Origin of the sequence: Marinobacter denitrificans, assembly GCF_008795955.1 — a bacterium.
GTDB classification, from domain to species: domain Bacteria; phylum Pseudomonadota; class Gammaproteobacteria; order Pseudomonadales; family Oleiphilaceae; genus Marinobacter; species Marinobacter denitrificans.
Genome location: NZ_VMHN01000001.1, coordinates 1,229,398 through 1,242,448 on the forward strand (window position 1 = coordinate 1,229,398; position 13,051 = coordinate 1,242,448).

A 13,051-nucleotide genomic window follows, 5' to 3' on the forward strand; every position below is an offset into this window, starting at 1 on the left:
GGAGAACAGAGCGCCTGGCAGTAGCCCGGTGGCAAGTTATCGACGTCGGAACCCCGTGTGTCCGACCATATCCGCAGAGTATCCGGGACAGGCCCTGTGGATGACCACTGATAGTGTGCGGCACCTATGACCGGAAAGAAAAAATCCGCCCAGGCCTCAGTAGAGGCCATGTACCGTGTATTCACAGTGCCTGAGGCACCTGAATCCACACTGAGCCGGATTGACCAGAACATCTCCCGTAACCTTGCCGGGTTCCTGCAGGAACACATCGTTGCGGTCGAACGGGATCTTTCCGACGTGGAGAAAGATTTCTCGGACTACGCCATTCCCGAAAAACCCATCTTCGTCTCGGAGCAAGCCCAGTTCCTGCTCGACAAGCTGGTGGCCAACTCCGTACACACGGCTTCTCCCAGCTTTATCGGCCATATGACATCGGCACTGCCCTACTTCATGCTGCCACTGTCCAAGATCATGATTGCCCTCAACCAGAACCTGGTGAAGACCGAAACCTCCAAGGCGTTCACGCCCATGGAGCGCCAGGTGCTGGGCATGATCCACCGGCTGGTCTACGAACAGGACGGTGCCTTCTACCGCAAGTGGATGCACGACCCCCGCTATGCGCTGGGCGCCATGTGCTCCGGTGGCACCGTGGCCAACCTGACGGCACTCTGGGTGGCGCGCAACAACGCCTTCCCCGCCGAAGGCAGCTTCCGCGGCATCCATCAGGAAGGCCTGTTCCGCGCCCTGCGTTACTACGGCTGCGAAGGCGCCGCCATACTGGTCTCCCGCCGCGGCCATTACTCCCTGCGCAAAGCCGCCGATGTACTTGGCCTGGGCCGGGACTTCCTGGTGCCCGTGGACACCGATGACGACAATCGGATCAACACCGACGCCCTGCGGGAAAAGTGCCTGGAACTGCATCGCCAGAAGATCCGGGTCATGGCCATTTGCGGTATTGCCGGCACCACCGAAACCGGTAACGTCGACCCTCTCGATGCCATGGCAGATATTGCCCGGGAATTCGGGGCCCACTTCCACGTGGACGCAGCCTGGGGCGGGCCGACCCTGTTCTCCCGCACTCACCGCCATCTGCTGCGGGGCATTGAAAAGGCTGACTCGGTGACCTTCGATGCCCACAAGCAGCTCTACGTGCCCATGGGCGTGGGGCTGGTGGTATTTCGTGACCCAAGCCTGGCCAGTGCCGTGGAGCACCACGCCCAGTACATTATCCGTAAAGGCTCACGGGATCTGGGCAGCACCACTCTGGAGGGCTCACGGCCGGGCATGTCCATGCTGATCCAGTCAGGGCTGCGAATCCTGGCCCGGGAGGGGTACGAAATCCTCATCGACCAGGGCATCGACAAGGCCAAAACCTTTGCGGAAATGATCGAGGGAGAGCCGGATTTCGAACTGATCACCAAGCCCGAGCTCAATATCCTCACCTACCGTTACTGTCCGGAGAAAGTGCAAAAAGCGCTTTCCGTCGCGGACCCGCTGCAGGCCGAGCGACTAAACACCTCCCTGAACCGAATCACCAAGTTCCTGCAGAAAACCCAGCGTGAGCGGGGCAAAGCGTTTGTATCCCGGACGCGCCTGGAGCCGGCATGCTATTTCAACTTCCCCTGCATCGTATTCCGGGTGGTACTGGCCAACCCGTTGACCACAAAAGAAATCCTGGCAGACATATTGAAAGAGCAGCGGGAACTATCAGCGGACGAAGGTATTCAGGATGAAATGGAAATTCTGGATCAGATGGCGGATGCCGTTCTGAAATTGCATCAGTCCGGGGCCCAGCAGGCCTGAATCAGCTTCCTCCCTCAGACACCGCGAGGGGCGGGGGAACTCTTCCAAAACACGCTGTGGATACGTCCCTGTACGCTCGGCTCCGCCATCCATGGCTCCGCACGGTTTTGTAAGAGTTCCCCCGCCCCTCGCTCAGTGCAAGCCTGGACTCGCAACCTAGTAAAGCGCCTCTTCATCATCAAGCACTTCGTCCAGAATTTCTAAAAACATATGGTCCGCCCGACTCCAGCTTTCCGGAATGCGGATCGTGGTGTTGGCACTTATTTCCCGGGCAATAAGCTCGTTGGCATTGGGCTGATTACGGTATTTACGCGCAATTTCCACCGACTTCACGGCTATCGTGGGGTCGCTGAGAACCTTCTTGATAAATACCCTGAGCTCGTCAATGACCTTTGCCTGGCGGCTTTCTTCTGCTGAACTCATGACTCAATCCCCGGAAAGGTTTGCAATAGTGGGGGAGGCAAACGCCTCCCATAGGAAGAATAGTATGGGCCAAACCGGCAGCTGACAACCAGCGCGGGTGATCCTTACATCAGGAAACCGCGCAGGGTGAAGAACAGGATGGCCGCCAGGCAGGCCGACACGGGCACTGTGATGATCCAGGCAGCAACGATACGGGTAAGGTGTGAACGCTTGACCATCTCCTCGCGGTAGATCTTCTTGAGGCGCTTGCGCTCCTTCTTGGACAGGGGAACCTGCTTCTTTTTCTTGGCCTGGGTGAGCAGGTTTTCCATCTCCTCGACGGAGGCATTGCGGAAATCTTCGAGGAACGGACGCAACCGCTCGCGCTCTTCCTCCTCATGGCTGTCCATGATGTTGTGTAGCTGTGTTGCGTAGTTGGATTTCAGGTATTCCCGAAGGAAGCCCACGCCGAAAACTCCCCCTACGGCAATGTGGGTTGAACTCACAGGCAGCCCCAGCTGTGAGGCAATGATGACGGTCAGCGCCGCTGACAGCGCAATACAGAAAGCGCGGGTTTTATCCAGCTCGGTAATCTCGCTGCCAACAGTCTTGATCAGCCTCGGCCCGAAGAGCATCAGCCCCACCGCCAGACCGATGGCACCCACCAGCATCACCCAGAGGGGAATGGCAGCAGAGGTAACCACTGCTTCGGCAGACAGTGCGTCGTTGATCGCAGCAAGCGGGCCGATGGCGTTGGCCACGTCGTTGGCACCATGGGCAAAACTGAGCAGTGCGGCGGCGAAGATCATGGGCCAGACAAAGAGTTCATTCACCCCCGCAGAGCTGTTCTCCATAGTGGCCGCGCGGCGCCCAACCAGCACCTTCATGGCGATGAAAACGACGATTGCCACACCCAGACCCACCAGAGAGGCACCCAGGAAGTCGACACTGACAATCTTCTTGACCCCTTTTACCATCAGGTAGGTACCAAAGGCCCACGCCATAATGGCCACCAGCCAGGGCACGAACGTTCGGGCAGCCGGCACCACGTCCTTTCGATACAGTACGGTCTTCTTGATGGCGTACAGGAACAGGGCAGCCAGCACCCCACCCAGCACCGGCGAAATCACCCAACTGGCGACAATCTTGCCCATCACGGCCCAGTCAGCGATGCCCCAACCGCCAGCCGCAACCCCGGCCCCCAACACACCCCCAACGATGGAGTGGGTAGTGGAGACCGGCGCCCCCATCCAGGTAGCCAGATTCAGCCACAGGGCACCAGCGAGGAGGGCCGCTGTCATCAGCCATACGAAGGTGCTCACATCCTCCAGCCGATCAGCGGCGATAATGCCGCCCTTGATGGTGGAAACCACATCCCCACCAGCGATAATGGCGCCGGCTGCCTCAAATACCGCAGCAATAACAACCGCGCCCCCCAGTGACATGGCCCCTGACCCTACCGCAGGCCCGACATTGTTGGCGACGTCGTTAGCTCCGATATTGATGGCCATATAACCGCCAATAACCGCAGCGGCCATCAACAACATGCTGTTAGGCATACCACTACTGATCTGGCCGACCACCAGGAAGACAACGAAGAGAAACAGGAAGCTGATGCCAACACGGTAACGCTCGGTGGACGGGCTGGTCAGGAGAGTATCAAGGAATCCGTTTTTGCTGGCCATAACGCGTCAGGTCTCGCAACAGGGAACACGGGGAGCTGAATTTCAGCCTTCATACGGCGGCAACTATAAATTTTTTGACATTAAAATGAAACAAAACCGGCCTTGTCACGATTGCTTGACCGAAGTCTCTGTGCAGGCTGGCATGATTAGTTAACCTGACGGGCAATTGTGCGGCTCACGCACAGCAAAAATAACAAGAGCGCCATGACCCGACTTCCCGACCCCAGCCAGACCATCGCCAACGCAAGTGACGAAGAGCGGGTTTCCCGTCTGCTGACCGGCCTTTCGGCCATGGCCATCCTGTTCCTGCTGGGCATCGGAGCGAAAGCCTGGTTCGCCGGCCATACGACCCACGCCGGGGCGCTCTGGTTCTTTGCCGCCCTGGTGGCAACAAACATGTTGATCTATGCCTGGAATGGTAATCGCCAGCAGCAGAAAGTCGGCATGATCGCCATTGTCGGGCTGCTGTTCGGATACCTGATCGTCACCGGCGGTGAAAGCAACACCGGCCCGCTCTGGTTCTACGTGTTCCCGCCCTTGCTGTTCTATCTTACAGACCTGAAAACCGGCACGGCGGTACTTCTGTTCTGTTGCCTGCTGGCGGTGGTGGTTTTCCAGTTTCCGCAACTACCGCTGGTAACGGCAGAATATACCACTGACTTTAAAATTCGCTTTTTCGCCACCCTGACGTTCGAGTCCATTTTCTGCTTTGTACTGGAAGCCAGCCGGCTGAAGGCCCGCAACGAGCTGATGGAACTGGCCCGGGCACACGAACACGCCGCCCGGACCGACGAACTGACGGGGCTGTCCAATCGCAGAGACATGCAGCATCGACTGAACGAAGAATACTCCCGGTATCGCCGCTCAGGTCACCACTTTTCAGTTGCACTGATAGACCTCGACCTGTTCAAGCACATCAACGACGAGTACGGCCATGATGCCGGGGACGAGGTACTTCGTCGCTTTTCGGGGCTCATGCAGACAGTGATCCGCCAGACCGATGTGGCGGCACGCTGGGGTGGCGAGGAGTTCCTGATCCTGTTGCCCGATACATCGTTACTTCAGGCCCTCACCCTCGCTGAGCGCTTGCGCTCCGAGGTAGCCAATGCCGAGTTCGCTTTTGCCGGAAAGCGCCTCCCCATTACTATCAGTGCCGGCATCTGCTCCATTGCCAAAGCCAGCTCTGTCAACGAACTGCTGAAACAGGCCGACATTCACCTCTACAACGCCAAGGAAGACGGTCGCAACCGCATTGCGCCGCGGGTACGCACCTCCACCACCGAGCAGACTTCCCCCCGCACCCGCGCTTGAGACGCGGGCGTGCACTCGCTATGATCGTGCCGCAATTCAACGAGCAGGGCGACTTATGGCATCAATCCGGATTCTGGTTGGCAGCGTCTATGGTGGCGCATTACTGACCGCGCGCGCACTGAAAAAGACCATGGAGCAGGAGGGACATCAGATCATCGTGCTTGAAAATCCTGCACTGGAAGACATAACCGGCAACAGCGACCCGGTACTGATCTGTACATCCACCACAGGCCAGGGCGAGGTACCGCCTAACCTGCTGCCATTCTACCTGAAGCTCCGCGAGGAACTGCCCCAGCAACCAGGGCGTCCTTTTGGTGTCATCGTGCTGGGTGACAGCTCCTACGGCGATACTTTTTGCGGTGCCGGCGAGCTTATGGAAGAGGCCTTTTATGAGACCTCGGCACGGAAAGTCGGTGACACGCTTCGGATCGACGCGCTGGAAACGACAGAACCGGAAGTGGAAGCGGAGCGCTGGACGCGCCGGTGGGTGGAAAACCTGGCATTTGTTCCTTGAGCAGCTGAGTAGTTGGAGCCATACTGAAACGGACACTCCAAACAAAATTGGTACTACGTGCGCCATATTGTTCAGCTTTTCGCCCTCGTGGGCGTATTGATCATAATGGCTTTCGGAACCCAGGCAAGCCCTCCTGAATCCGGGTTTGCAGAGCCGGATATGGACTACATCCGGGTGACTAGTTCAGAAGATCTGGATTTCAGGGAAGCACTTGCTTCTGATCGTTGGCAGTCACTGGAAGGCGAAAGTCCTAACTTCGGCTACATCCGCGATACCGTGTGGCTCCGCCTTCCTGCGTCAGCCCTTTCAGAAGTGCCTGGCCCCCGGCAGGTGCTGGAAATCCGCTATCCTCAGCTCGACCATATTACCTTCTACCTTCTTGAAAACGGCGTGGTCCGCGAGCGAATACTGACCGGGGACCATTTCCCATTTGACCAGCGCCCGGTCCAGCACCGCAACTTCCTGTTTACCTATGACATAGATCCCGACAATAAGTACGAGATACTGCTACGGGTTCGCAGCCAGGGGGCCATGCAGATTCCAGTCCGACTCTGGAAGCCGGCTGCGTTCTTTGAGGCCGCGTCAGTCGAAGATCAGATGCATGCGATTTACTACGGCATCCTGATCATGGTGATTTTCTTCAATCTGTTCATTTTTCTGGCGCTGCGCGAGCGCATGTATTTGTTGTATGTGCTTTCCACCCTGGGGTACCTGTTGTTGATTGGCGGCCTGAACGGCAGCACTTACCAACTGCTCTGGCCAGGGCTGCCCTGGTTACACAACCAGGCAATGATGCTGACGGTACCGATTGCCCTGATCTTCACCCTGCTGTTCTCCCGCGCGTTCCTTAACCTCAGATCCACCAGCCCCAAAATGGACAAACTGGTCTGGTATACCGTGCTGGTGAACCTTGCGGTGGTCGTGCTCACCTTTATTACTGATTACAGCATTGCCAGCCGGCTTACCGTTGCCCTGGCGATTCCCAGTTGTCTTTTACTGACAGCGATCGGGCCACTGCAGTGGATCCGGGGTAACCCTCAGGCCAGCTATTACACCATTGCCTGGGCATTGCTCACGGTGGGCAGCGCCGTAACTGCTGCCAACAAGTATGGGCTGATTCCCACCAATTTCGTGACTGTTTATGGCATGGAAATCGGCTCGGGGCTTGAAGCCATTCTGTTGACCATCGCCCTCGCAGCCAGGCTGTATCAGGAACGCGAAGACAAGGTGCGGGCACGGGAAGCGGAGATTGCCGCCATGGCGGCAAGACGGTCGGCGGAACTCAGGCTGATTGATCAGGCGCTGCACAACCCGCTGACTGGCTTGCCCAATCGCGCCTGCCTGGAGATGATGATTAACGAGTTGATCGCCCGGGAAACGGACAAACGTTTTTCCATATCCGTGATCCACCTTACCAACCTTCCGTCTATCACCAAAACCCTCGGACATCGCAACACGGATCGCCTGATCGAACTGGCGGCCCGGCGTTTTAACAGTATTGTGGGAGACCTGCCCGGCATCTGTGCGGTGGAGACCACAGAACACCAGTCGTTCTATCTCGCCTCGCTGGAATCGTCCACCTTTGGCTTTGTGGTAGAGACCGACACATTGGCAGAGGTTCCACGGGCCGTGGCCCATGCCCTGCAGGAACTCCGCGAACCGCTGGATTACCTGGGCATGCAACTACCCCTGGACCCGCGCACCGGCACTGCCATCTCTCCTGACCACGCCACGGACGCCAACACATTAATCCGCAGGGCTTTCATTGCCCAGGGATCGGAAGAAGCCAGAGACCGCGGGCTGGCCTTTTACCACCCATTGCGGGATTCTTACAGTGCGGACCGCCTGACAATGGCTTCTGACCTCAGGCACGCCCTGAAGAACGACAAGCTTGCACTCTACCTGCAACCCAAGATGTTACTGAAAACCGGAGAGGTGGTCGGGCTTGAGGCCCTGGTACGTTGGCCGGGCCATAAAAATCCTGTTCCCGCTGACGAAATCGTTGCCCTGGCAGAACAAACCGGCCTGATCAAACCGCTGACCCGCTGGGTGCTGGAGCAGTCTCTGGCCATCCGCAGCCGCCTGCTCGAAAAGGGACACAGGCTTGCGATATCGGTGAATATCTCACCAAACAACCTGAGGGAGCGGGACTTCCCGATGTTTGTGCAACGTTTGATGAGCAGTTACCACTCCCATCAGGGCGCTATTACTCTTGAGGTCACCGAAACCTCGATGATGCAGGACCCGATCAACTCCCTGGAGGCGCTCAAATCATTGCACGCTACAGGGATCCCGCTGTCCATTGATGATTTCGGTTCCGGTTACTCATCGCTATCGTATATCAAGCAGTTGCCCGCCAGCGAGATCAAGATCGACCGCTCCCTGGTGACCGACCTCGCCACCGAAGCCGGGGACCAGGTGATCGTCAAAACCACCATCGACATGTGCCACAGCCTGGGCTATGCCGTGGTTGCCGAAGGTGTGGAAAAACAGGAAACACTGGACCTGCTGGAGCAGATGGGCTGCGACATGATCCAGGGCTATTTGCTCACGCCACCGCTGCCTTTCGATGAATTGACAGCCTGGCTGGACAAACGGGCCCGCCAGGAGAAAAACCGACAAATTGGCTAACCACGGTGGCGAATCAAGGCTTCCTGTGTGGTTGAGGCCACCAGCCTTCCCTGCTGGTCAAAGAAGTTGCCACGATTGAAGCCGCGTCCGCCGGACGCACTGGGGCTGTCCTTATCGTAGAGCAGCCAACCGTCCATACGGAACTCACGGTGGAACCAGATGGAATGATCCAGACTGGCTATCTGCATCTTCTTGCTCATGAACGTCACGCCATGGGGATTCAGTGCGGTTCCCAGGAACGAGAAGTCTGAGGCATAGGTCAGCAGGCACCGGTGCAGTACCGGGTCGTCCGGCAGATGCCCCTGGGTGCGGAACCAGCTTTGTTTATAGGGCGGGCGGGGTTCGGGCTTTAACGGATTGACCGGATCCACCGGCCGGATTTCGATGGGGCGATCCCGCACCAGAGTATCTCGCAGGTGCTCCGGCACATGGGGCGCAAGCATCTTGCCATAGTCCTGTTCTGACTTGAGGCTGTCAGGATCCGGGGCAGACGGCATGTCCAACTGGTGCTCGAACCCCTCCTCGGCGACCTGGAACGACATGGAGCCGGTCAGTATTTCCTTGCCGCCCTGGCGTGCAATTACCCGCCGTACGGAAAAACTGCCCCCGTCGCGGACCCGCTGCACTTCGTAGTCGATGGGCATGCTGTGATTGCCGGGGCGGAGGAAATAGGCGTGCAGGGAATGGGGCAGGCGCCCCTCCACGGTGCGGCTGGCGGCCATCAGGGCCTGCCCGAGAACCTGCCCCCCAAATACATTGGGAAAGCCGAGGTCTTCGCTGTCCCCCTGAAAGTGGTCGTCACCCATCGGGGAAAGATCCAGCAGATCCACCAGTTTTCTGGTTACTTCCAGCATGCCCGCTCCTGTCAATTTCGTTAGCTCACGAATGAGTTTCTACCGTAAGCCGGGGACTTTCGCAATCCCGATGCCGCTGATTAATCGTGGATAGGCGGCACTTCTTTTGACAGGGCCTGTTTCTCCACCGCATAACGGCCGGTTACCGCAAAACCCAGAACATCGCCGGAATCGCCCCTGAACAGCGCCCGGACGTCCTGGCCTTCAGCATCCACTTCCCAGCTTCCGGGGGCCTCTGGCGGTGGCGGGCAGACCGCCGTCGGGCAACAGGGTGTCTTGATCATGACCGGCATGGTGCCGTACTTCACCTCGGTTCGTTCCCCTGCCAGGGTTTTCGCCAGGGCACGGGCACAGGTCATCAGTGGCATGACATAGAGCAATACGTGGCCATCCACTTCGGCGCAATCACCCAGGGCATAAATGTCCGGAGCGGACGTTTCCAGTGCCCTGTTCACCACAATTCCGCGACTGGTCTCAAGACCCGCTGCAGCCGCCAGCTCTGTGCGAGGCCGCAGCCCGACGGCAGAAATCACCAGATCAGCATCCAGTTTCTCACCATTGGCCAGCGTCAGCTCCACGCCCTTCCCACTGTCGGCGATGTGCTCCACCACGGTTTCCAGATGAAACCGAACCCCGAGGTCTTCAAGACCACTGCGAACTGCTTCTGCGGCAGGTGAGGGCAACAGCCCCGGCATCAGAGTATCAGAAGGGGCAATCACGTCGACCTCGTAGTCGCCATTGCGCAGGTCATTGGCAAACTCACAACCAATCAGGCCAGCCCCCATAATGGCCACTCGCTTTTTGCCCTTCAGGGCGTTACGAAAAGCACGGTAATCCACCAGGTCGTTAATCGAGAACACGTGTTCCTGCCCATCGCCAGCGATGGACAGGCGTATCACATCCGCGCCCCAGGCCAGCACCAGCTTGCTGTAAACCAGCCGTTCATCTCCCAGCACCAGTTCATGGGCATCCGGATCAATACCGGTGACGGTGGTGTAGGTGCGCAGCTCCAGGTTCAGTTGCTCGACCATGGCGTCGGCCGAGGCCTGAGCCAGTTCGTCGGCTTCCTTACCCTTGGTAAAGCCGGTTGAGAGCATGGGCTTGGAATAGCTGAAGCCATCGTCCGCCGTCACCATCACAATGGGCGTATTCGTGTCCTGTTTACGAATTTCCTTCGCCAGGGTGTAACCCGACAACCCGCTTCCCACAATCACAATGGGTGCATCTGTGCTCATTACCTGCTCTCCGACTCTGTCATCTGTACCGGGATCATCAACCGATTTCGATCATCTCAAAATCTTCCTTGCCCACGCCGCAGTCCGGGCACTCCCAGTCCTCTGGGACATCTTCCCAGGCAGTCCCGGGCGCGATGCCGTCGTCTGGCCAGCCCTCAGCTTCATCGTAAATAAATCCGCACACAACGCATTGCCACTTCTTCATAGCCTTCCTCCGAAACTCATCAGGGCGCGATGATAATTGTCAGACAATCAAGCGCGCAAGTCTTTCTGTGTCAGCCGGACACCGCACAAACCGGGAACCATCATACCCACCGCTGCCCCGTTGACCAATGCCAGTGCCGACGGACGTTTGGCAGGTTTTGTGCCAATAGCCATAAATACCGACCTGCCGCAGCCCGAACGCCCCCTCCCTTCGGCGCGCCTCCTCCGGTATAATCCCCCGTTTTACGACAGGACCCGACCTTTATGACCGATACCGTCGCCGAACTTAACCAGGTAATGGCCGAGGCCGACTGCCTGGCAAGCGAAGAGCAGGTACAGGCCGCCGTACAGTCCCTTGCGGACGATATTACCGGGCGCCTGAAAGACACCAACCCCCTGCTGTTCTGCGTGATGAACGGCGGCCTGATCCTCACCGGCCAGTTATTACCGCGACTGAAGTTCCCGGTACAGGCGGAATACCTCCACGCCACCCGCTATCGGCAGGAAACGACCGGCGGGATACTGGAATGGAAACTGAGGCCGGATGCCGACATGAATGGCCGCACCGTTCTTATTGTCGACGATATCCTTGATGAAGGTACGACCCTCTGTGCCATCGCGGATTACTGTCTTGCCCATGGCGCCAAAGAGGTCCTGACGGCGGTGCTGGTGGACAAACAGCACGACCGCAAGGCAAGGCCGGATCTCAAGGCCGACTTCACCGGGCTGGAAGTGGAGGACCGCTTCCTCTTCGGCTACGGCATGGACTACAAAGGCTACTGGCGCAACGCCCCGGGAATTTATGCCGTCAAGGGACTGTAACCCTGTTGGCATCCCCCCAACGGACTGGTACCGCTCGTTTTCAGCAGCCGGACTGAGAAACCCGGCGGTTCATGGCACGCTTGGCCACTGGCTGAAACTGGAGGGTTCCCTGACCCGGGCCCTGCAGCTTCAGTGTCGCGAGAGCTTTCGTGTGGACATTCTTCAGGAAGGCTTCGCCCGCCCCACCGCGGAAGAAGCCCGCACCCTCGGTATCCCGCTGCGCCAGAACACCTGGGTGCGGGAGGTCTGCCTGAACGGCGACAACACGCCCTGGGTACTTGCCCGCACCATCATCCCCCTGGCAACGCTGGCAGGACGCGGTCGTCGCCTGCGCAATCTCGGCCGCAGGCCGCTGGGAGCTTACCTCTTCAGCAACCCCGAGTGGCAACGGGGTCCGTTCGAGACAGGGCTGTGCCACCGCCACAACAATGCTCAACCACTGGCGGCACGCCGGTCCCGATTCTTCAGTGGCAACCACTCACTGCTGGTGGGCGAATACTTCCTTCCCACCCTGATCGGTTGACACTCCAGCCACCGAGCCTTTAACCGGGGCGCCACCGCTGGCTATAATCCCCGCTCAGTCACTTGCACTTTACCCGATACGGATCAAGCCCATGCTGTCCAATGCTGTGCCCACCCACATACAGGCCCGCCTTGCAGACTACGCACGCCTGTTGCGCCTCGACCGTCCGATCGGCAGCCTGCTTCTGCTTTGGCCGACCTACTGGGCCCTCTGGCTGGCTGCAGACGGCTTTCCCGGCATCGGCAACTTTATCGTGTTTACCCTCGGTGTTTTCCTGATGAGGGCCGCTGGCTGCGCCATCAACGACTTTGCCGACCGCAAAGTGGACCGCCACGTAAAACGCACCAAAGACCGCCCCCTCACGTCTGGCCGGATCGAAGCCTGGGAGGCCGTTGCGCTGTTTGCCGGCATTTGCCTGATCGCTTTCCTGATGGTGGTGCTGTTCACCAATACCCTGACGCTGTACCTCTCTTTCGGCGGCGTGATACTGGCGTTCATTTATCCGTTCATGAAACGCTACACCCACCTGCCCCAACTGTTCCTGGGTGCAGCCTTTTCCTGGGCCATCCCCATGGCCTGGGCTGCCGAGGCCGGTGAGGTTACCCGCATGGCCTGGCTGCTGTTTACCGCCAACGTACTCTGGACCGTCGCCTATGACACCCTGTACGCCATGGTCGATCGCGACGACGATATCAAGATCGGCATCAAGTCCACGGCCATTCTCTTCGGTGAGGCAGACCGGGCCGTTATCGCGGTCCTGCAGGGGCTGGTCGTACTGATCCTGATACTGGTGGGCCAGCAAGCTGAACTGGGTGTGTTCTACTACCTGGGGCTTGTCGCCATGGCCTGCCTGTTCGTTTTCCAGCAACATCTGGCCCGTGACCGGGAGCGGGACGGTTGCTTCAAGGCGTTTCTCAACAATAACTGGGCGGGCTTCGCGGTGTTTACCGGCCTGCTGGTGGATCTGATGATCGGTTGAGCCAACAAATCCTGTTCCAGGCAGATCCTGTCATATACTTGTAACACTATCCGGGTGTAATAAGGCAGCAACAAAACAAGGTCTGACA

The 13,051-nt window shown here is 58.4% G+C and carries 13 protein-coding genes; 7 read left to right on the forward strand and 6 right to left on the reverse strand.

Annotated features, from left to right (window positions below; genetic code table 11):
• Window positions 1-126 precede the first annotated feature (126 nt).
• Complete coding sequence (gene panP / locus FO268_RS05730) at window positions 127-1,803, forward strand: pyridoxal-dependent aspartate 1-decarboxylase PanP (protein WP_150990623.1); 1,677 nt, start codon at window positions 127-129, stop codon at window positions 1,801-1,803.
• A 156-nt stretch (window positions 1,804-1,959) separates the two neighbouring features.
• On the opposite strand, the gene FO268_RS05735 is transcribed toward panP, so the two are convergent.
• Both FO268_RS05735 and FO268_RS05740 read right to left on the reverse strand, forming a co-directional pair.
• Window positions 1,960-2,226 carry a hypothetical protein gene (locus FO268_RS05735; protein WP_150990625.1) on the reverse strand — a complete coding sequence of 89 codons (267 nt, stop codon included), beginning with the start codon at window positions 2,224-2,226 and terminating at the stop codon, window positions 1,960-1,962.
• 104 nt (window positions 2,227-2,330) lie between these two features.
• A complete protein-coding gene (locus FO268_RS05740; RefSeq protein WP_150990627.1) occupies window positions 2,331-3,890 on the reverse strand; it encodes an inorganic phosphate transporter in 1,560 nt (519 codons plus the stop codon).
• Between the two features lie 204 nt (window positions 3,891-4,094).
• On the opposite strand from FO268_RS05740, the gene FO268_RS05745 reads away from it, so the two are divergent.
• From FO268_RS05745 to FO268_RS05755, 3 genes are all read left to right on the forward strand, one after another.
• Entirely contained in the window at window positions 4,095-5,201 is a 1,107-nt protein-coding gene (locus FO268_RS05745; protein WP_150990629.1) for a GGDEF domain-containing protein, read from the forward strand.
• A 55-nt stretch (window positions 5,202-5,256) separates the two neighbouring features.
• Entirely contained in the window at window positions 5,257-5,715 is a 459-nt protein-coding gene (locus FO268_RS05750; RefSeq protein WP_150990630.1) for a flavodoxin, read from the forward strand.
• A 105-nt stretch (window positions 5,716-5,820) separates the two neighbouring features.
• Complete coding sequence (locus FO268_RS05755; protein ID WP_150990632.1) at window positions 5,821-8,346, forward strand: EAL domain-containing protein; 2,526 nt, start codon at window positions 5,821-5,823, stop codon at window positions 8,344-8,346.
• On the opposite strand, the gene tesB is transcribed toward FO268_RS05755, so the two are convergent.
• The 4 genes from tesB to FO268_RS23205 all read right to left on the reverse strand — a co-directional run bounded on the left by tesB (window position 8,343) and on the right by FO268_RS23205 (window position 10,813).
• The gene (gene tesB / locus FO268_RS05760; protein ID WP_150990634.1) at window positions 8,343-9,200 is read right to left on the reverse strand and encodes an acyl-CoA thioesterase II; all 858 of its coding nucleotides are present in this window, start codon (window positions 9,198-9,200) and stop codon (window positions 8,343-8,345) included. The genes FO268_RS05755 and tesB overlap by 4 nt on opposite strands.
• Window positions 9,201-9,280: 80 nt before the next feature.
• The gene (locus FO268_RS05765) at window positions 9,281-10,435 is read right to left on the reverse strand and encodes an NAD(P)/FAD-dependent oxidoreductase (RefSeq protein ID WP_150990636.1); all 1,155 of its coding nucleotides are present in this window, start codon (window positions 10,433-10,435) and stop codon (window positions 9,281-9,283) included.
• Between the two features lie 37 nt (window positions 10,436-10,472).
• Window positions 10,473-10,640: a rubredoxin gene (locus FO268_RS05770; RefSeq protein ID WP_135803992.1), complete on the reverse strand. Its 168-nt coding sequence runs from the start codon at window positions 10,638-10,640 to the stop codon at window positions 10,473-10,475.
• Window positions 10,641-10,687: 47 nt separating this feature from the next.
• Window positions 10,688-10,813, reverse strand: coding sequence for a hypothetical protein (locus FO268_RS23205; RefSeq protein ID WP_263645054.1), 126 nt, complete (start codon window positions 10,811-10,813; stop codon window positions 10,688-10,690).
• A 90-nt stretch (window positions 10,814-10,903) separates the two neighbouring features.
• Between FO268_RS23205 and FO268_RS05775 the strand changes: the two genes are divergently transcribed.
• The 3 genes from FO268_RS05775 (at window position 10,904) to ubiA (ending at window position 12,963) form a co-directional block, all read left to right on the forward strand.
• Window positions 10,904-11,461, forward strand: coding sequence for a hypoxanthine-guanine phosphoribosyltransferase (locus FO268_RS05775; RefSeq protein ID WP_150990638.1), 558 nt, complete (start codon window positions 10,904-10,906; stop codon window positions 11,459-11,461).
• The gene (locus FO268_RS05780; protein WP_150990640.1) at window positions 11,442-11,984 is read left to right on the forward strand and encodes a chorismate--pyruvate lyase family protein; all 543 of its coding nucleotides are present in this window, start codon (window positions 11,442-11,444) and stop codon (window positions 11,982-11,984) included. The genes FO268_RS05775 and FO268_RS05780 overlap by 20 nt, the downstream gene beginning before the upstream one ends.
• 91 nt (window positions 11,985-12,075) lie before the next feature.
• On the forward strand, window positions 12,076-12,963 hold the full coding sequence (ubiA, locus tag FO268_RS05785) for a 4-hydroxybenzoate octaprenyltransferase (RefSeq protein WP_150990642.1): 888 nt from the start codon (window positions 12,076-12,078) through the stop codon (window positions 12,961-12,963).
• The last annotated feature ends 88 nt before the right edge of the window (window positions 12,964-13,051 follow it).